The sequence below is a fragment of the Streptomyces sp. NPDC001732 genome, from assembly GCF_053596315.1.
The window spans coordinates 194,984-213,031 of record NZ_JBSFFY010000003.1; the positions used below are offsets into that span (position 1 = coordinate 194,984).

An 18,048-nucleotide genomic window follows, 5' to 3' on the forward strand; every position below is an offset into this window, starting at 1 on the left:
GGAGGGGCCGGCGGAGACGGCGTGAACACGCCCCTCAGGCCCCGGTGTTCGTGTCGATGCCGAGGCCGGTGAGGAACGCCGCGGCTGCCGGGGTGGGGCGGAACCGGCTCCAGACCAGCCGCTCCGTCCGGGCGGGCGCGTCGCGGACGGGCAGTACGCGCACACCGCTCAGGCCCGCCGCGAAGGCGGCCGGGAGCATGGCGATGCCGAGCCCGCTGCGGACCAGCCGGACGATGAAGTCGGTGCCGCTGACCTCGAACGCCACCTCGCGGGAGAGTCCCATCGCCGCGAACGCCTCCTCCGACTGCGCACGGGCGGCGGTGCCGTCGGGGTAGTCGACGAACATCTCCTGCGCCAGCCGGTCCAGGCCCACCTCCGTCCTTCCCGCCAGGGCGTGGGTGGGGGCGACCACGGCGACCAGTTCGCCGGTGCTCAGCTCGTGGTCGCCCACCCCCTTGGGCCGGTAGCTCGGCAGCACGCCCAGGAACGCCACGTCGAGCGTCCCGTCCCGCACCTCCTGGACCAGGTCCTTGCTCGCCCCGTCCCGCAGGACGATGTGCACCTTCGGGTAGCGGAGGTGGAACGCCCGCAGCGCGGCCGGGACGTCGACGGCGGAGACGGTCGGGATGGAGCCGACCGCGAGGCGCCCGCGGACCTCCCCCGCCGTCGCGGCGACCTCGGCGCGGGCCCGCTCCGCCGCGTCCAGCGCCTGCCGGGCCTCCGGCAGGAACGCCTCGCCCGCCGCGGTGAGCCGCACCCGGCGGCTGGTGCGGTCGAAGAGCCGGGCCCCCAACTCCTTCTCCAGCCGGGCGATCTGATGGCTCAGCGCGGACTGGACGACCAGGCACCTCTTCGCGGCGCGCGTGAAGCTGCCCAGCTCGGCCACCGCGACCACGTACCGCATCTGCTGAAGTTCCATCCATCCATCGTGAACCACGATCGATGAAATGAAAAACATGTGTTGGACTCATGAATGGTGGTTCCCCGACGCTGGGCGCATGGCTCTTTCCACCCACGTGACCCGAGGCCGGGCCGTTGCCCGCGCCCTTCCCGAACCGCCCGTGCTCGGCCGCGACCTGGTCCTGCTGATGGCCCTCGCCGCCGGTCTCTCCTGCGCCGGGAACTACTTCGCGCAGCCGCTCCTCGACCTCATCGAGCTGAACCTGGGCATCGGCACCACCGCGGCGGGAATGGTCGTGACCGCCGCGCAGGCCGGATACGCGCTGGGGCTGATCCTGCTCGTCCCGCTCGGGGACGTCCTGGACCGCAGGCGGCTCGCCGTGGGCCTGTTCGCGCTGACCGCCTTCTTCCTCCTGGCGACGGCCGCCGCCCCGACCGGCCCGCTGCTGATCGCCGGGACCCTGCTGACCGCGCTGGCCTCCGTGGGGGCGCAGGTCGTGGTGCCGTTCGCGGCGGCCCTCGCGGCCCCGGCCGAGCGCGGCAGGGTCGTCGGCGTGGTCATGTCCGGTGTCCTGCTCGGCGGGCTGTTCGGGCGGCTGGCCTCGGGCGCGCTGTCCGAGCTGGGCGGCTGGCGGACCGTGTACTGGGTGAACGCGCTGCTCATGGCGGTCATGGCGGTGCTCCTGCACCACCGGTTGCCCCGGCTGCCCCGGTCGGGCGACGCGGCCGGGATGCCGTACACCGGACTGCTGCGCTCCACGCTGTCCCTGCTGCGGCACGAGCCCGTGCTGCGCCGGCGGGCGGCCGTCGGCGCCTTCTCCATGGCCTCGTACAGCGTGCAGCTGACCGCGCTGACGTTCCTGCTGAGCCGGGCCCCCTTCGGCTGGAACGCCGCCGCCATCGGGCTCTTCGGCCTGGTGGGCGTCATCGGTGTGGTGGGCATGAACGTCGCGGCCCGGCTGAGCGACCGGGGCCGGGTGCAGGTGGTGTCGGGGGCGGCGGCCGTGCTGCTCACGCTCTCCTGGCTGCCGATGCTGGCCGGCGGGTCGTCGCTGCTGTGGCTGACGGTCGGGGTGATCCTGCTGAACATCGCCCAGCAGGCGGGGCTCAACAGCGCCCAGAACGTGATCTACGCGCTCCGTCCGGAGGCCCGCAGCCGGATCAACTCCGCGTTCATGACGCTGTTCTTCCTGGGCGGTTCGGCCGGGGCCGCGCTCGCCTCGGTGGTGTGGTCGCGGGCGGGCTGGAACGGAATCGGCCTGCTGGGCGGGGCGCTCGCCGCGGGCAGCCTGGCGCTGTGGATCCTGGAGCGGGTGCGGGCGGCCTCCGAGGCGCGGGCCGGGGCCGTCACTCGTTGACGGTGGTCAGCAGCACCACGGCGTCCTCCAGCGCCAGCAGCCCGTGCCGCTCCTGCGGGATCGGATGGAGCGTTCCGGAGCCCAGCTCCGCGTCGCCGGAGGACGCCGTGAGCCGGACCCTGCCGCGGAGCACCTGGAGGGAGCCCGCGGCGGGGGCGTTGTGCTCGTCGAGGGCGGAACCGGCGGTGAGGGCGATGACGGTCTGCCGCAGGGGTTCCTCGTGCAGCAGGCGGTGGGCGCTGCGGCCGTGCGCGGAGTCGCGGGCGGCGGCCAGGTGCTCGTCGGCGAGGGCATTCAGGTCGTCCATGTGCCCACTGTGCCGCAGCCCCCGGCCCTCCGCGATCCTGGTGCGCCCCCGCCGCACCGCCGGACGGCCCGCTCGTCCGGCGGTGCGGACGGCCTGACGAGCGGGCCGTCAGCCGTTCGCCCCCAGCTGTCCGCCGTTCCCGTCAGCCGTCAGCCGTCCACCGGTACCTGACGTCCGGCTCCCGCTCCTCGTTGCGGCCGCCGTCGTCGAACGCGATCGCGGTGAAGCCGTGCCGTTCGTAGAAGGCCCGCGCGTCGGTGTTGCGCCGGAAGACGTACAGCGTGAGTTCTCCGGGCGAGGAGCGGCGCGCCCGGTCCAGCAGCAGCGATCCGATGCCCCGGCGCCGCGCGTCGGGACGCAGGTACAGGTGCTCCAGCTCGGCCCCGTCGACGGAGACGAACCCCAGCGGCTCCCCCGGCCCCGTCCCGTTCCCGGCGCCGGCCTCCGCGACCCACACCGTCGTCCCGGGCAGGACCACATGGGTCATCCAGGCGAGCGTGTCCTCGTCGCTGTGCACCTTCGGCAGATACGGCATGGCCGCGGCGCGGGAGGCGAGGAAGAGCCGGGTGAGCGGCCCGGCGTCCTTTGCGGTGGCCCTGCGCAGCCGTACGCCGTCGCTCGGTGCGGGCTTGTTCGATGCCATCTCGTCCTTCCTGGTCCGGCCGGAAATCCGCCGGGTCGCGCGGTCCTCGGTGAACCGCCCGTCGTCGTGGACGAACATATGCCGGAGCGGCCCGGTGGCTCCACGGGATTGACCCGCCGTCGGGCGTCCCCGCGCCGCCCGGCTCCGCGGCGGGGCGGTCTTCGGGCGGCACGGGCCACCCGCGAAGATGTGGCGGGGAAGATCACAGCGACCGATCGATACGGAGGAGTGGGCAGATGCCGCACGAACGAGCTGGACAGCCGGCCCGGCCGGAGGATCTCACCGATGTGGCCCGGCTGGTGACGGCGTACTACACCCTGCGTCCGGATCCGGCCGAACCGGACCAGCGGGTGGCGTTCGGCACCTCCGGCCACCGCGGGTCGTCCACGGCCACCGCGTTCAACGAGGACCACATCGCCGCCACCAGTCAGGCCATCAGCGAGTACCGGGCGCGCCGGGGCACGGACGGCCCGCTGTTCCTCGGGGCCGACACCCACGCACTGTCGGAACCGGCCCGGGTCACCGCGCTGGAGGTGTTCGCCGCCAACGACGTGACCGTGCTCGTCGACCCGGCGGACGGGTACACCCCGACGCCGGCGGTGTCGCACGCGGTGCTCGCCCACAACCGGGGCAGGACGTCGCGGCTCGCCGACGGCGTGGTGGTCACCCCGTCCCACAATCCGCCCGGCGACGGCGGGTTCAAGTACAACCCGCCGAACGGCGGACCGGCCGGATCGGAGGCCACTGGCTGGATCCAGGACCGGGCCAACGAGATCATCGCCGACGGCATGAAGGACGTGCGCCGGCTGCCGTACGCCCGTGCGCGGGCGGCGTCGACCACCGGGACGTACGACTTCCTCGGCTCCTACGTGGCGGACCTGCCGTCGGTGCTCGACCTGGACGCGATCCGCTCGGCGGGGGTGCGCATCGGCGCCGACCCGCTGGGCGGCGCCTCGGTCGCGTACTGGGGCCGCATCGCCGAGGAGCACCGGCTCGACCTGACCGTGGTCAACCCGCTGACGGACCCCACCTGGCGCTTCATGACGCTGGACTGGGACGGGAAGATCCGGATGGACTGCTCCTCGCCGTACGCGATGGCGTCGCTGATCGAGCAGCGGGACCGGTTCCAGATCGCGACGGGGAACGACGCCGACGCCGACCGGCACGGCATCGTGACCCCGGACACCGGGCTGATGAACCCGAACCACTACCTCGCCGTCGCCATCGGCCACCTGTACGCGCACCGAGACCGGTGGCCGGCCTCCGCGGGGGTCGGCAAGACGCTGGTCTCGTCGGGGATGATCGACCGGGTCGCCGCCGACCTCGGCCGCGAACTGGTCGAAGTGCCCGTCGGCTTCAAGTGGTTCGTGGACGGGCTGATGGACGGCTCGCTCGGCTTCGGCGGCGAGGAGTCCGCCGGGGCGTCGTTCCTGCGCCGTGACGGTTCGGTGTGGACGACCGACAAGGACGGCATCGTCCTGGCGCTGCTCGCCTCCGAGATCCTCGCGGTGACCGGCGAGTCCCCGTCCCAGCGCTACGCGGCGCTCACCGCCCGGTTCGGCGAACCTGCGTACGCCCGGATCGACGCCCCCGCCGACCGCGCGCAGAAGGCGGTTCTCGCCCGGCTGTCCCCCGAGCAGGTCACGGCCGACACCCTGGCCGGGGAGCGGGTCACCTCCGTGCTCACCGAGGCGCCGGGCAACGGCGCGCCGATCGGCGGCATCAAGGTGACCACGGAGAACGCCTGGTTCGCCGCCCGTCCCTCGGGCACCGAGGACGTCTACAAGATCTACGCGGAGTCCTTCCTGGGCGGCGACCACCTCGCCCGGGTCCAGGAGGAGGCGAAGGCCGTGGTCTCCGCGGCGCTGGACGCCTGAGCGCGGCCGGAGCCGCCCGGGTGCCTGTCCCACCGGACCGGACCCGGGCGGCTCCGGACGGCGGGCTCAGCGCACGACGTCCACGAAGACCGGGTTGGTGTAGAACCAGGTGTCGAGCCACGGGTTGCCCCGGCCGGGCTCGTGCGGCAGCGGACCGTGCGGGTCGATCGCCGCGCCGAGGAACCCCGCCCCGTGGCGCCTGCCGTCGCTGCCGCGCAGCCGCAGGTAGAACGACTCCTCCGCGCGCCCGACCGGGATGCGCAGGGTGTACGTGCCGCGGCGCCCCGACACGTCGGCGGTGTGGGCGACCCGGGTGTCCGGGGCGTGCCAGTCGTCGCGGTCGGCGGCCGGGCCGCGGACCGCGCCGCGGATGACGTCGACGTGCTCCAGGCGCGGCAGCACGCCGTACGGGTTGCGGCGGGAGGCCGCGGTCACCGTGACGGTGAGGGTGAGCCGCTCGCCGCGCCGGGCGCGCAGCCGGCCGCCGAGCGTGGCGCTGTTGCCGCGCTCGCCGCGCACCTTGACGTCGATGCCGTCGACGAGGTGGCCGTGGTCGACCCAGACCCGGCCGGCCCGCAGCCCCTCCATCACGTGCCGGTAGCCGTACCGGGTGACGCCGACGTGCGTGCGGCTGAACTGGCCGGGCCAGAAGTCGCCGCCGGGCTGCGGCTCGGTGGTGTCGTACGGGTCGGGGAGGCGGCCGGTGCTGTCGAAGTCCTGGCCGGGCGGCCAGGCGCCGTTGACCCAGGTGTCCCGGGCGACGCGGTGGACGTCGGAGTTGGAGGTGATGGTGAAGAGCTTGCCCTCCGCCAGCATCGCGTCCCACAGGCCGCCGACGGTCGCGGTCGCCCAGTCGAAGCCGCCGTAGGTGACGTACGCCTCGCGCGGGTAGCCGGGCCAGGAGTCGGCGGAGGGTGAATTCGTGTACTCGCCGCGGACGCTGGTGTCCGGGTGCCAGCCCGGGATCGCGCCGGCCTGGGCGCCGGGGGCGCCTTCCATGCCGATCATGATCTCGGGGGCGGCGTCGCGCCAGCCGCGCATCTCGTGCGGGGAGTCGATGCCGAGTCGCATGGGGTGGTTGGCGAGGACGAGGACGTCGTCGACGTACCGGGTGCGGCGCTGTTCGGCCAGCCACTTGAGGGCCTTGATCGCGTGCGCCTCGTTGCGCGGGGTGTCGGGATGCGTCGGGGCGCCGGCCGTGTAGCCGAGCAGCTTGCCGTCGAAGGCCTCCTCGAAGCGGGTGAGCAGATCGACCTCGTGCCGTCCGGGCGGCGAGAAGACGGTGCAGTGCTCGGCGCCGGGGATGTACCACTCCAGCCCCTGGAAGATCAGCATGCGCCTGTTCTCGGCGCGGGCCCTCAGGATCTCCCGGTGCTCCAGCGCGGCGCCGAACTCGGCGTGGCCGATGTTGCTGTGCTCGGTGAAGACCATCCAGTCGAGGCCGAACTTCTGTCCCGCCGAGGCCAGTTGGGAGAAGGTGTACTTGGCGTCGTGGCTGTAGACGGAGTGGTTGTGGTGGTCCCCGACCAGGTAGACCAGGTCGGGGGCGTGCCCGTTCCCTCCGCCGTGCCCGTTTCCGTGGGGTCGGTTCCCCCGTCCGTCGGCCAGCGCGGGCACCGGCAGCGAGGCGGCGGCGAAGGCCGCTCCGAACAGGCCGGCACGGCGCATCAGCCCTCGGCGGCTGAGTCCCTGGGGGTCGAGCGACTCCGCGGGCACCTGGGGGTCGGCCCATTCGGGCACGGGGCGGTACATGGGTGTGGTTCTCCTTCGTGCGGGGCGGCAGTGTCCCGTGGCCCGGACCGCGGTGCCGCCGCCAGGAGGATTTCCCGATTCCGGAACGGCCGGGTGAACCGGGGCCGACGCCCGGGAGTCACCCCCGCGGCACACCGGTGCCGGGGTGCCCCCCGGGGTGCCGAAGCCGCCGCGGGGCTCCGGCCCGGCCGGGGCAAGGACCGCTCCCCGGCGCCCGCCGCAGGACCATTGCGCCGGGCGGCCGACGGTGGTTGAGTGGAGGACCGAAGATATGAATCGAGGTTCAGATCATCGTGGCCTACCGACCCACCGCCCGCACGGAGGCGACCCGGCTGGCACACCGCGAGCGGCTGCTCGACGCGGCCCGGCAGCTGCTGGCCGAGGGCGGCTACGCGGCGGCCGGCGTGTCCGCGCTCGCCCGGCGGGCCGGTGTCTCCACCGGCAGCGTGTACAACCACTTCGCCTCCAAGCAGGAGCTGCTGGCCGCGGTCTTCCGGCACGTCGCGGGCCACGAGCTCGGCGCGGTGCGGGAGGCCGTGCGGGACCGGGAGGGGGCCGCCGGGCAGCTGCGCGCCCTCGTCGAGGTCTTCTCGTACCGTGCCCTGCGCGCTCCCCGTACGGCCTGGGCGCTGCTGGCCGAGCCGGTCGACCCGCTGGTCGAGGAGGAGCGGCTGACCTACCGGCGCGGCTATCACGACCTCGCCGAGACGATCATCGTCGCCGGTATTGCCGCAGGTGAACTCCCCCCGCAGAACGCCCGGTTGTCGGCCGCCGCCGTGATCGGCGCGGTCGGTGAGGCGCTGATCGGCCCGCTGTCGCCGGTCGGTGTGCGGACCGACCCGGCACCGGTCGTGGAGGGCATCACGATGCTGTGCCTCAGGGCGGTCGGCGCCACGAGCTTCTGAGTACGGCCCGACCGCCGCCCACCCCGTCGACCCAGGACAGGACCACATGACCGTCACCGAGCACCGGACCGGCCCCGGGGCCACGGCCCCTGCGCCGCACCCCACCCACGAGGTCACCAACCAGGCTCCGCCCAGGACCGGTCTCGACGAGTACGGCACCAACCCGCCGCTCGTCGAGGCCGTCCGCACCTTCGGCGCCGCCTGGCACGAGCCGGAGCTGCACGGGATCGGCGCGCTGGTCGGCTCCGAGCGCTTCCAGACCTCCGCGGAGCTGGCCCACACCTCGCCGCCCGTGCTGCGGACCCACGACCGCTACGGCCACCGGGTCGACGAGGTCGAGTTCCATCCCGCCTACCACGAGGTCATCGGCGCGGCCGTGGCGCACGGGACGCACACGGCGGGCTGGGCCGACCCGAAGCCCGGAGCGGCGGTGGCACGGGCGGCCTCGTTCATGCTGTTCGCCCAGGTCGAGCCCGGTCACGCCTGCCCGATGTCCATGTCGCACGCCGTGGTCCCGGTCCTGCAGCGCGATCCGGCCGTGGGGCGGGAGTGGCTGCCGGGCCTGCTGAGCCGTTCGTACGACCCCCGGTCGATCGCCCCGGGCGAGAAGTCCGGGCTGACGTTCGGGATGGGGATGACGGAGAAGCAGGGCGGCTCCGACGTCCGCGCCAACACCACCCGTGCCGTCCCGCTGGCCTCCGACCCCGAGGGCCGGACCCATCTGCTGACCGGCCACAAGTGGTTCTTCTCCGCCCCTCAGTCGGACGCCTTCCTGGTCCTGGCCCAGGCCGAGGCCGGGCTCACCTGCTTCCTCGTCCCGCGGGTGCTGCCCGACGGCACCCGCAACACCATCCGCGTCCAGCGGCTGAAGAACAAGCTCGGCAACAAGTCGAACGCCTCCTCCGAGGTGGAGTTCGACGGCACCTGGGCGGTCCGGGTCGGCGAGCCGGGCCGCGGTGTGCCGACCATCATCGAGATGGTCAACCACACCCGGCTGGACTGTGTGCTCGGCACCACCGCGGGCATGCGCCAGTCGGTGTCCGAGGCGATCTGGCACGCCCGGCACCGCAGCGCCTTCGGCGCCCGGCTGGCCGACCAGCCGGCCATGGCGGCGGTCCTGGCCGATCTGGCGCTGGAGACGGAGGCGGCGACCTGGACCTCGCTGCGTCTGGCGCACGCGTACGAGAGCGACAGCGGCGGGTCCGAGGCGATGTTCCGTCGGCTGGCCACCGCCGTGGCGAAGTACTGGATCTGCAAGCGCGGCCCGCACCACGCCTACGAGGCGCTGGAGTGCCTGGGCGGCAACGGCTACACCGAGGACTGGCCGCTGGCCCGCCGCTACCGCGAACAGCCGGTGATGGCGGTGTGGGAGGGGTCCGGCAACGTCATCGCCCTCGACGTGCTCCGGGGCATCGCCAGGACCCCGCAGTCGCTGGACGCCTTCTGGGCCGAGCTGGACACCACGGCGGGCGCCAGTGACGTGCTGGACGCACATGTGCACCGGGTGCGCCGGGAGCTCGCGGACGATCTGGGCGACCCGCTCGCCGCGCAGACCCGGGCCCGTGCCACGGTCGAGGGCATGGCGCTGGCCCTGCAGGCGTCGCTGATGCTCCGGCACGCCCCCACGGCGTCGGCCGAGGCGTTCGTCGCCGCCCGGCTCGGCGAGGGCCGCGGCCACCAGTACGGCATCCTGCCGCGCGGCACCGACGCCGCGGCGATCGTGGAGCGGCACTTCGGCGCCACCGGCTGATCCCCGGCGCTCCCCCCGGCGCTCCACCGGCGTGCGGACGGATGTGGAGGCACGGGCCGCGCCCGCCCCTCCACACCCTCACCTCCGCGCCCGCCCCTCCTCGTCGGCCCGGCCGCCCCGGGGCCACGCGGCCCCGGGGCGGCCGGGGTCCGCAGACGTGCCGGGTGCCGACGGCCGGGTTCCGGGAGGTCACGCGGGTCCGGGGCGCGGCCGGTGGATCGCCCCGGACGTGTCCGAGAGCGGAAGGCCGGTGCCGCCCCAGCGCAGTGCGACGATCTCCGCCGCGATCGAGACGGCGACCTCCTCCGGCGTACGGGCGCCCAGGTCCAGGCCGACCGGTGAGCGCAGCCGCGCCAGTTCGGCGTCGCCGAGGCCGGTACCGCGCAACCGTGCGAGCCGTTCCTCGTGGGTCCGCCTGCTGCCCATGGCCCCGATGTACGCGGCCGGGGTGCGCAGCGCCACCTCCAGCAGCGGGACGTCGAACTTGGGGTCGTGGGTGAGGACGCACATCACGGTCCGCCCGTCGGTCTCCGTGCCGCTCAGGTACCGGTGCGGCCAGTCGACGACGACCTCAGCGCCGTCCGGGAAGCGGCGCGGGTCGGCGAAGGCGGGGCGGGCGTCGCAGACGGTGACCCGGTACCCGAGGAACGCGCCGATCCGTGCCATCGCCGCCGCGAAGTCGATCGCACCGAAGACCAGCATCCGGGGCGGTGGGGCGAACGACTGGAGGAACACGGCGACGTCGTCCTCGCGACGTTCGCCGTGCGGGCCGTAGTGCCGCAGGCCCGTGGCGCCCCGGGCGAGTTCCCCGCGCGCGTCGGCGGTCACGGCGGCGTCCAGGCCGCTCGCGCCCAGCGATCCCCCGACGGTGTCCGGCCAGACCGCGAGGGAGGCGCCGCGCGGGGCGGGCCCGTCCACCACGGTGGCCACCACCACCGGCCGGTGCCCGGCGACCGATGCGGCGACCGCCCCGAAGGCGGGGTCGCGCGCCGCCGTCACGGGGCGCACGAGAAGGGTGATCTCCCCTCCGCAGGTGAGCCCGACGGCGAAGGCGTCCTCGTCGCCGTACCCGAAGGTCTCGGTCCGGGCCCGGCCGGTGGTGGTGGCCTCCTTGGCCAGTTCGAGGACCGCGCCCTCGACGCAGCCGCCGGAGACGCTGCCCACGACCTCGTCGCCCGGCCCCACGGCCATCGCCGCACCGGGGCCGCGCGGTGCGCTGCGGTCGACCGCGACGACGGTGGCGAGCCCGAACGGCTCCCCGGCGGCGTACCAGCGGGCGAGCGCCGGAAGGATCTCACGCATCGCCCGTCACTCCCCCGCTTCCCCCTCCCACCGCCGTCGGCCGTTCCCGGCCGGTACGGCCGTGCCCCTCCGCGGCGGACGGGGGGCAACCGCGCCGCGCACCGTCGCCGGGCGTCCGGGCCCGGGTGCTCCCCGGGCTCAGCCCGTGGTGTCGGACCATGCGTACGGCGGGGAGACGGGGCCGCTCACGGGCCCGGCCCCGACGGTCTCCAGGTCCTTGTCGGCGGCCTTCATCAGCTGGGCGGCGACGTCCTTCATGGCACGGCTCGCCGCGAGTTCGTCACCGATGGCGGGCACGTCCACGTCCTGCGGGTTGCAGCGGGCGACCCCGTGTCCGGTGAGCTTCATGGAGCCGGTGTCCAGCACGGCCTCGGCCCTGGTCGTCCCGTCGTCCTCGGTCAGCCCGAGACGGAGCTGCCACTCCAGCGTGCGGGTCATCGCGCACCTCCCTGCGACCGCGCCCGGTCCGGTGCACCGCCTCGACACGGTCCTGTCACCAGCATCCACCCGTCCCGGTGCGTTCGCCCGTTCCCGCTCGTCCTGCGCGGATCACACCGCCACCGTAGGATGCAGGGAACCGAAATCCGCCGGAGACGGGCGACGGCCGGCCGACGGCGCGGGTCCGGCGATGCCCCGAAAGCCCCGGCGGCAGGTCCCGTGCCGCAGCCCGCGGACGAATGCAGGGGGAGCTGCCATGAACCGGCGTCGTCCTCCCCGCTCGGCCAGCGCCCAGGAGCTGCTCACCACGCTGCAGCAGCTGACGTCCCGGGCGCGCCGCGAGGTGGAGCTGCACCAGGCCCGGGTGGAACTGGCGGAGGCCCTCCAGCGGGAGATGCTCCCCGCCTCGCTGCCCGCCCGGCCGGGGCTCCAGACCGCCGCCCGGTACACCCCGGCCCGCAGCGGGCTGGACATCGGCGGCGACTGGTACGACGGATTCGTGCTGCCGGACGGCGCGCTGGCGTTCGCCATCGGGGACGTGCAGGGCCACGACGTCGAGGCGGCCGCGTTCATGGGCCAGATCCGTGTCGCCATGCGGGCCATAGCCGCCACCGCGGCCGACCCCGGCGAGATCGTGGGCCGCACCAACGACCTGCTCGTCTCGGTGGACTCCGGTCTCTTCGCGACCTGCACGTTCGTCCGCCTCGACCCGAAGTCGCGGGAGCTGCACAGCGCCCGTGCCGGGCACGTCGCCGCGGTGTGGGCCACGGCCGACGGGCGCTCCGGCGTCACCAGCGACGAGGGCGGTCTGCCCCTGGGCATCCAGCCGGGCGAGCGCTATCCGGTCACCCGGCGGCGGCTGGCGGACGCCGGGGCGTTCGTGCTGCTCACGGACGGGGTGGTGGAGGGCCCTTCGTTCCCGATCGATCAGGGGCTGGACGCGGTGGCCCGGCTGGTGCTCTCACGGGTGCGCGCCGACGCCGGGGAGCTGGCCGACGCGGTCCTGGGCGCGGCGGAGCAGACCGGGCACCAGGACGACGCCGCCGTTCTCGTGGTCCGTCACGGGGCCGTGCCCGGCCGGGAGTGAGACCCGGACCCGCCTCGCCGAGCGTGTCACACGGCCGCCACCCGTCCGGGCGGTGTCTGATGAGATGTGTGATCCGCAGCGAGAGAACCGGACGTGCGGCCGTGGCCGTACTGCGTACCCTGGCCGTCGCCGCTGCCTACTGCGTGGCCGGAGGGCTCGGCCTGATCCAGGAGGTGTCCGTCCACGGCGCGGTCGTCACCCCGCTGTGGCCGCCGACCGGCATCGCGCTGGGCGCCCTGCTCTGCCTGGGTCCGGGGGCCTGGCCCGGCATCGCACTGGGCTCGCTCCTCGTGGTCGCCACGCTCAGCGGCTCGGTCACGCCCTCCACCTTCGTCGTCGTGGCAGGCAACACCCTGGCCCCCGTCTGCTCGTACCTCATACTGCGCAGGGCCGGTTTCCGCAGGGAGCTGGACCGGCTGCGCGACGGTGTCGTGCTCGTCTTCCTCGGCGCGCTGGGCGGAATGGTCATCAGTGCGACCGTGGGCACGGGCATGCTGGTGCTGGACGACAAGCTGCCCCTGAGCGGGTTCTGGCCGGTCTGGGCGGCGTGGTGGTCGGGGGACGCGATGGGCGTACTGGTGGTCACTCCCCTGCTGCTCGTGCTGCGCAGGGCGCGCATGCCGCGGGTCACCGACCGGTGGGTCGAGGCGGGTGCGCTGCTGGTCGCCTCCGTGGCGGTGGCACTGTTGGCGACCAGGAGCTCGCTGTCGCTGATCTATCTGGTGTTTCCGCTGCTCATCTGGGCGGCCCTGCGCTTCCAGCTGGCGGGCAGCGCGCCCTGCGCCCTTCTGGTGTCGGTCCTGGCCGTGGTGGCGGGCACGGAGGGAGTGGGGCCGTTCGAGGACCGGACCATCCTGCACGTGATGGTCGATCTCACCGTCCTCAACGGCTCCGTGGCCCTGACCGCGCTTCTGCTCGCGGCGGTCGTGACCGAGCAGAACAACATCCGGCGCAGGATCGAACGGGCCTGCGAGGAACTGGCCGAGGTGGTCGACCATCTGGCGCCGGGGCGGGGCACGGCCGCCTGGCCGCCCCGGTCCGGGGACAGGCTCGACAAGCACTGACCCTCCGCGGCTCGCCCCACGCCCGCACGCCCCACGCCCGCACGCCCCGTGCGCGACCGCGTCTCGCGTCCGGGGCGTCGCCGTGCCCGGGGCGTCGCCGTGCGGGCCCGATGACACCGCCCCGATCGCACCGACCCCGATCCCACCGGCCCGATCGCGCGCGGCGAAACGATCCGGCCATCGGCCGTCGCCGTCGCCTCCTCCCGACGGCCCCGCCCGTCGGGCCACCACCCCTCCCACGGCCGCGGAAGAGCCGCGGCATATACCGCCACCGCACCCCGAACGTGAGATTCCGGCCCCGTTCTCCCCCAGGGCGTCACCTCGCAGCCTCTCATTCGTTTGTTGGCCGGGGAAGGTCTCCCGGCACCGTCCCGTCGCGGACGAACCTGGTGGACAGACCATGCAGTCGATGGCGTACATGTCCGCACACAACCCGATTCAGGTGCCCCCCAAATGCGAACACTCACCCACAGAACACAGGATCCAGCCCGGAACGGGACGAGACCCGAGTCAGTGCGCATGTCTGAACTTCACGAGAACTCCAGCGAAATGGCACGTCTGTGGATATCGTGCACCGAGCGAGGGCGCATCCGTCGGTCCACGGGATCGACGGATGCGCCCCGTTTGTGGCGATGCAACTGTGACTGGGGGGTTCATGGGGCATGTCGAGCTACCCGATTCGGACAGGTCAGGACTCGTGGGACTGGCTGGGGCACCACGCCCGCGATCCGTTCCAAATCGGCCTCGTGGCAACGAACTCGACGAACTGTGGAGGGCTCCGGCCGTAACGCGTGACCCTGCCGTGCCGACCGCGACGAAGCAAAGGACGGTCCGGCTCCTGCCGGTCGTCGTCGGCGCCGAACTGCTGGGACTCGGAGTTCCGGCATGGTTCGTCCTGCGGAGCGACGGGCAGCCGCGGAGCGTGTTCGCCGCCGTCGCGGCCACGCTGGTGTGGGCCGTCGTACGGGCCGCGCGCGGCCGGTACGCGGAACGGCCGCCGAAGATGTCCGGCACGGCCGGGGACTGGCTGCTGCTCATAGGCGCGCTCGCCGTGCTGCGCACCGCGACCGGCGGTTCGACCGACCCCGGAACGGCCGTCGTGGCCCTGCTGCCCGGCCTGTCGGCGAGCGTCGCGGCACAGGCGGCGCGGCGACTGCCGTGGCCGGGGCGCCAACAGCGGTCCGTACGGCGGGTGTTGGTCGTCGGCGAGGCCGCCGGGGTGGACCGGGTCGTCCGCTCGCTCGCGTCCCGCGCGGGCCATTCGTACTCGGTCGTGGCCGCGATACCGGTGGGCACCGCGCCGCTGGAGTGCGGGGTGCCGGTCCCCGGCAGGCTCGCACCGGCACCGGCCGACGACGACGTGTCCACGGTGCTGGGCGGGGCCTTCGCCCAGGACGCCGACCTGGCCCTGGTGGTGCCGGGGCCGCAGCTCTCCGAGGAACGGCTGCGCCGGCTCTTCTGGGGTCTGCACGACGGCGGGCTCCCGCTGTCCGTGCTCTCGGTGCTCTCGGGCGTCGCGGCCGGCCGGGTACGGCCAGTGGCCGCGGCCGGACTCACCCTGCTGCACGTCGCACCGCCCCTGCGCCGGGGGCCGCAGCCGGCCCTCAAGGCCGTCGTGGACCGGGTCGGTGCCGCCCTCGGCCTGCTGGTCCTGGCGCCCCTGCTGCTCCTGATCGGGGCGGCGGTGCGACTCGCCTCCGACGGACCGGTCCTCCACCGTCAGACCCGGCACGGTCGGCACAACCGGCCGTTCACGATGTGGAAGTTCCGGACCATGGTGGTGGACGCCGAACGCCACAAGGCGCGACTCGTCACGGCGAACGAGACCGACGGCCCGATGTTCAAGATGCGCCGCGACCCCCGGGTGACCCGGATCGGACGCCTGCTGCGCCGGACCTCCCTGGACGAACTGCCGCAGCTGCTCAATGTGTTGCGCGGCGACATGTCGCTGGTCGGCCCGCGGCCCCCGCTCCCGGAAGAGGTGTCCCGCTACGACGAGCGCGAGCTGCGGCGGCTCGCGGTGAAACCCGGACTGACCGGCCTGTGGCAGGTCAGCGGCCGTTCGGACCTGTCCTGGCAGGAGACGGTCTCGCTCGATCTGTGGTACGTCGACAACTGGTCGGTGGCCACGGACATGGGACTCATGGCCCGTACGCTGCGCGCCGTCGCCGACGGCCGCGGGGCGTACTGAGGGCGGCGGCCGTCGATGCGGGGTGCGGGACGACGAAACCACCGGGCGGGCGCGGCGTACGGGGGGTGCCGCCCGGCTGGCTCAGCCCCGTGCGGCCCGCTGCTCCAACCACCACGCGTAGGTACCGGCGATGCCGTCGCGCAGCCCGATCCGCGGCGCGAATCCGAGCGCGGTGAGCCGGGAGACGTCCAGCAGCTTGCGCGGGGTGCCGTCGGGCTTCGTCACGTCCCACCCGATGCTTCCCCGATAATCAGTCACTTCTCGTATGACAGTGGCAAGTTCATTGATCGTCAGGTCCTCGCCGCAGCCGATGTTGACCGGTTCCTCGCCGTCGTAGCGCTCCAGCAGCAGAAGGCACGCGGCGGCCAGGTCGTCCACGTGCAGGAATTCGCGGCGGGGGTTTCCGGACCCCCAGAGCGTGACCTCGGGCGAACCCTCCAGGCGCGCCTCGTGGAAGCGGCGGATCAGGGCGGGCAGGACGTGCGAGGTATCCGGGTCGAAGTTGTCGCCCGGACCGTAGAGGTTGGTGGGCATGGCGCTGATGTACGAGGCGCCGTACTGTCGGCGGTAGGACCGGATCTGCACGATCCCGGCGATCTTGGCCAGCGCATACGCCTCGTTGGTCGGCTCCAACGGACCGGTGAGCAGGGCGCTTTCGGGGATCGGCTGAGGGGCGAGCCGGGGGTAGATGCAGGACGAGCCGAGGAGGAGCAACCGCTCGACACCGGCCGCGTGCGCCCCGGACACGACGCTCAGCTGGATGTGCAGATTGTCCTCCAGGAACTGCACGGGATATGTGCTGTTGGCCATGATCCCGCCGACCCTGGCAGCGGCCAGCACCACGGCGTCCGGACGGGCCTCGCGCAGGAAGGCCCCGGTCCGCGCGGCGTCGCGCAGATCGAGGCGGTCGCGGTCGCGGGTGATGACCTCGTACCCCTCGGCGGTGAGGCGGCGCACCATCGCCGAACCGACCAGACCCCGGTGCCCCGCGACGAACACACGGGCACCGGAGCGCAGGAGGAGGGGGTGGTGGACGGATTCCTGGGGAGAGCCGGGGAGATCGGTCGTCATGGCGCGGATTCTGCCAGCAGCCGCGGTCGGCGGTGACGTTGTGCCGCAGATCGCCCGAATCCGATGTTTCGGTGAGAAATTTCCGGCGGGGAACAACAGCCTCTCAGCCGACCACAGAAGGGGGAGGACGTGGCGAAGACCGCGCTCATCACCGGCGTGACCGGACAGGACGGTTCGTATCTGTCCGAGCTGCTGCTCGACAAGGGGTACACGGTCCATGGGCTGATACGCCGCTCGTCGAGCTTCAACACCGAGCGCATAGACCACATCTACCAGGGCCCGGAGGAGGAGAACCGCTCGTTCGTCCTGCACCACGCCGACCTCGCCGACGGGGTCGCGCTGGTGAATCTGCTGCGCGACATCCGGCCGGACGAGGTCTACAACCTGGGCGCGCAGTCGCACGTCCGCGTCTCGTTCGACGCACCGCTGTACACGGGTGACATCACCGGGCTCGGCACCATCCGGCTGCTGGAGGCGGTCCGCGCGAGCGGCATCGACACCCGGATCTACCAGGCGTCGTCGTCGGAGATGTTCGGCGCCACCCCGCCGCCGCAGAACGAGAAGACCCCGTTCCATCCGCGCAGCCCGTACAGTGTCGCGAAGGTCTACTCGTACTGGGCGACGGTCAACTACCGTGAGGCGTACGGGATGTACGCGGTGAACGGGATCCTCTTCAACCACGAGTCCCCGCGGCGCGGCGAGACCTTCGTGACCCGGAAGATCACCCGCGGGGTGGCCAGGATCAAGGCGGGTCTGCAGACCCACCTCCATCTGGGCAATCTCGACGCCGTGCGCGACTGGGGCTACGCCCCCGAGTACGTCGACGCGATGTGGCGGATGCTCCAGTGCGACGAGCCGGACGACTACGTGGTGGCCACCGGCGAGGGTGTGAGCGTTCGGCAGTTCCTGGAGTACGCCTTCGCGCACGCGGGCCTGGACTGGCGCGAACACGTCCGCTACGACGCCAAGTACGAGCGTCCCAGCGAGGTCGACGCGCTGATCGGGGACGCCACGAAGGCCGAGGAACTGCTCGGCTGGAAACCGGCCGTGCGCTCGCGGGAGCTCGCCAGGATCATGGTCGAGGCGGACATCCGCCAGCTGTCCGACCAGCTCGCCGGGGCCGCCGTGCGGGTGGACCGGTGAGGGGCCCCGGCGCGTCCGGCGCCCGCCCCCGCACCCCGGCCGTCGGCCCGGGGGCCGGGCCGGCGCACCACCGCGGCGCCCGGCCGCCGTCCTGCCGGGCGGCGCCGGGAACCGTCACGGACGCGTCCGCCGTCACCGGAGCCCCGGTGACGGTCTGCGCGCCCGCAGGGGCCGGGGCGGTCCGCTCCGGCCATGTGCCCGCCCTCGTCGGAAGCGGGAGGGCCCGTCCTCGCCCCCGGCGGGGACGGGCGGCAAGCGCG

At 73.5% G+C, this 18,048-nt stretch carries 15 protein-coding genes; 8 read left to right on the forward strand and 7 right to left on the reverse strand.

Features of this window, described 5'->3' with window-relative positions; all coding sequences use genetic code 11:
* Positions 1–34 precede the first annotated feature (34 nt).
* Positions 35–919, reverse strand: a complete 885-nt coding sequence (locus ACWCXX_RS05865) for a LysR family transcriptional regulator (protein ID WP_451124708.1) — start codon at positions 917–919, stop codon at positions 35–37.
* Between the two features lie 79 nt (positions 920–998).
* On the opposite strand from ACWCXX_RS05865, the gene ACWCXX_RS05870 reads away from it, so the two are divergent.
* Entirely contained in the window at positions 999–2,258 is a 1,260-nt protein-coding gene (locus ACWCXX_RS05870) for an MFS transporter (RefSeq protein WP_451124710.1), read from the forward strand.
* Here the strand turns inward: ACWCXX_RS05870 and ACWCXX_RS05875 are convergent.
* Positions 2,248–2,565, reverse strand: a complete 318-nt coding sequence (locus tag ACWCXX_RS05875; protein WP_451124712.1) for a cupin — start codon at positions 2,563–2,565, stop codon at positions 2,248–2,250. The two genes, ACWCXX_RS05870 and ACWCXX_RS05875, sit on opposite strands and share 11 nt — an antisense overlap.
* Positions 2,566–2,707: 142 nt before the next feature.
* The gene (locus tag ACWCXX_RS05880) at positions 2,708–3,208 is read right to left on the reverse strand and encodes an N-acetyltransferase family protein (protein WP_451124714.1); all 501 of its coding nucleotides are present in this window, start codon (positions 3,206–3,208) and stop codon (positions 2,708–2,710) included.
* Between the two features lie 236 nt (positions 3,209–3,444).
* On the opposite strand from ACWCXX_RS05880, the gene pgm reads away from it, so the two are divergent.
* On the forward strand, positions 3,445–5,085 hold the full coding sequence (pgm, locus tag ACWCXX_RS05885; RefSeq protein ID WP_451124716.1) for a phosphoglucomutase (alpha-D-glucose-1,6-bisphosphate-dependent): 1,641 nt from the start codon (positions 3,445–3,447) through the stop codon (positions 5,083–5,085).
* 66 nt (positions 5,086–5,151) lie between these two features.
* Here the strand turns inward: pgm and ACWCXX_RS05890 are convergent, their stop codons facing one another.
* The gene (locus tag ACWCXX_RS05890; RefSeq protein WP_451124718.1) at positions 5,152–6,837 is read right to left on the reverse strand and encodes a PHP domain-containing protein; all 1,686 of its coding nucleotides are present in this window, start codon (positions 6,835–6,837) and stop codon (positions 5,152–5,154) included.
* Positions 6,838–7,130: 293 nt separating this feature from the next.
* Here ACWCXX_RS05890 and ACWCXX_RS05895 point away from each other — a divergent pair, with 293 nt between their 5' ends.
* Both ACWCXX_RS05895 and ACWCXX_RS05900 read left to right on the forward strand, forming a co-directional pair.
* Positions 7,131–7,742: a TetR/AcrR family transcriptional regulator gene (locus tag ACWCXX_RS05895; protein WP_451124720.1), complete on the forward strand. Its 612-nt coding sequence runs from the start codon at positions 7,131–7,133 to the stop codon at positions 7,740–7,742.
* Positions 7,743–7,788: 46 nt separating this feature from the next.
* The gene (locus tag ACWCXX_RS05900; protein WP_451124722.1) at positions 7,789–9,492 is read left to right on the forward strand and encodes an acyl-CoA dehydrogenase family protein; all 1,704 of its coding nucleotides are present in this window, start codon (positions 7,789–7,791) and stop codon (positions 9,490–9,492) included.
* A gap of 189 nt (positions 9,493–9,681) precedes the next feature.
* Here the strand turns inward: ACWCXX_RS05900 and ACWCXX_RS05905 are convergent, their stop codons facing one another.
* Complete coding sequence (locus ACWCXX_RS05905) at positions 9,682–10,794, reverse strand: XdhC family protein (RefSeq protein WP_451124724.1); 1,113 nt, start codon at positions 10,792–10,794, stop codon at positions 9,682–9,684.
* A 138-nt stretch (positions 10,795–10,932) separates the two neighbouring features.
* Complete coding sequence (locus ACWCXX_RS05910; RefSeq protein ID WP_451124726.1) at positions 10,933–11,232, reverse strand: DUF1876 domain-containing protein; 300 nt, start codon at positions 11,230–11,232, stop codon at positions 10,933–10,935.
* A 256-nt stretch (positions 11,233–11,488) separates the two neighbouring features.
* Here ACWCXX_RS05910 and ACWCXX_RS05915 point away from each other — a divergent pair, with 256 nt between their 5' ends.
* The 3 genes from ACWCXX_RS05915 to ACWCXX_RS05925 all read left to right on the forward strand — a co-directional run bounded on the left by ACWCXX_RS05915 (position 11,489) and on the right by ACWCXX_RS05925 (position 15,574).
* Complete coding sequence (locus ACWCXX_RS05915; RefSeq protein WP_451124728.1) at positions 11,489–12,319, forward strand: PP2C family protein-serine/threonine phosphatase; 831 nt, start codon at positions 11,489–11,491, stop codon at positions 12,317–12,319.
* A 68-nt stretch (positions 12,320–12,387) separates the two neighbouring features.
* A complete protein-coding gene (locus ACWCXX_RS05920; protein WP_451124730.1) occupies positions 12,388–13,383 on the forward strand; it encodes an MASE1 domain-containing protein in 996 nt (331 codons plus the stop codon).
* A gap of 655 nt (positions 13,384–14,038) precedes the next feature.
* Positions 14,039–15,574: a sugar transferase gene (locus ACWCXX_RS05925; protein ID WP_451124732.1), complete on the forward strand. Its 1,536-nt coding sequence runs from the start codon at positions 14,039–14,041 to the stop codon at positions 15,572–15,574.
* Positions 15,575–15,655: 81 nt separating this feature from the next.
* Here the strand turns inward: ACWCXX_RS05925 and ACWCXX_RS05930 are convergent, their stop codons facing one another.
* The gene (locus ACWCXX_RS05930) at positions 15,656–16,645 is read right to left on the reverse strand and encodes a GDP-L-fucose synthase family protein (RefSeq protein WP_451124734.1); all 990 of its coding nucleotides are present in this window, start codon (positions 16,643–16,645) and stop codon (positions 15,656–15,658) included.
* 129 nt (positions 16,646–16,774) lie between these two features.
* Between ACWCXX_RS05930 and gmd the strand changes: the two genes are divergently transcribed.
* Positions 16,775–17,788: a GDP-mannose 4,6-dehydratase gene (gene gmd / locus ACWCXX_RS05935; RefSeq protein WP_451124736.1), complete on the forward strand. Its 1,014-nt coding sequence runs from the start codon at positions 16,775–16,777 to the stop codon at positions 17,786–17,788.
* Positions 17,789–18,048 lie beyond the last annotated feature (260 nt).

Excerpts from the sequence above, each read along its gene's own strand:
- ACWCXX_RS05865 (WP_451124708.1), bottom strand. The coding sequence starts at position 919 with ATGGAACTTCAGCAGATGCGGTACGTGGTCGCGGTGGCCGAGCTGGGC.
- ACWCXX_RS05870 (WP_451124710.1), top strand. The coding sequence starts at position 999 with ATGGCTCTTTCCACCCACGTGACCCGAGGCCGGGCCGTTGCCCGCGCC.
- ACWCXX_RS05875 (WP_451124712.1), bottom strand. The coding sequence starts at position 2,565 with ATGGACGACCTGAATGCCCTCGCCGACGAGCACCTGGCCGCCGCCCGC.
- ACWCXX_RS05880 (WP_451124714.1), bottom strand. The coding sequence starts at position 3,208 with ATGGCATCGAACAAGCCCGCACCGAGCGACGGCGTACGGCTGCGCAGG.
- pgm (WP_451124716.1), top strand. The coding sequence starts at position 3,445 with ATGCCGCACGAACGAGCTGGACAGCCGGCCCGGCCGGAGGATCTCACC.
- ACWCXX_RS05890 (WP_451124718.1), bottom strand. The coding sequence starts at position 6,837 with ATGTACCGCCCCGTGCCCGAATGGGCCGACCCCCAGGTGCCCGCGGAG.
- ACWCXX_RS05900 (WP_451124722.1), top strand. The coding sequence starts at position 7,789 with ATGACCGTCACCGAGCACCGGACCGGCCCCGGGGCCACGGCCCCTGCG.
- ACWCXX_RS05905 (WP_451124724.1), bottom strand. The coding sequence starts at position 10,794 with ATGCGTGAGATCCTTCCGGCGCTCGCCCGCTGGTACGCCGCCGGGGAG.
- ACWCXX_RS05910 (WP_451124726.1), bottom strand. The coding sequence starts at position 11,232 with ATGACCCGCACGCTGGAGTGGCAGCTCCGTCTCGGGCTGACCGAGGAC.
- ACWCXX_RS05915 (WP_451124728.1), top strand. The coding sequence starts at position 11,489 with ATGAACCGGCGTCGTCCTCCCCGCTCGGCCAGCGCCCAGGAGCTGCTC.
- ACWCXX_RS05925 (WP_451124732.1), top strand. The coding sequence starts at position 14,039 with ATGGGGCATGTCGAGCTACCCGATTCGGACAGGTCAGGACTCGTGGGA.
- ACWCXX_RS05930 (WP_451124734.1), bottom strand. The coding sequence starts at position 16,645 with ATGACGACCGATCTCCCCGGCTCTCCCCAGGAATCCGTCCACCACCCC.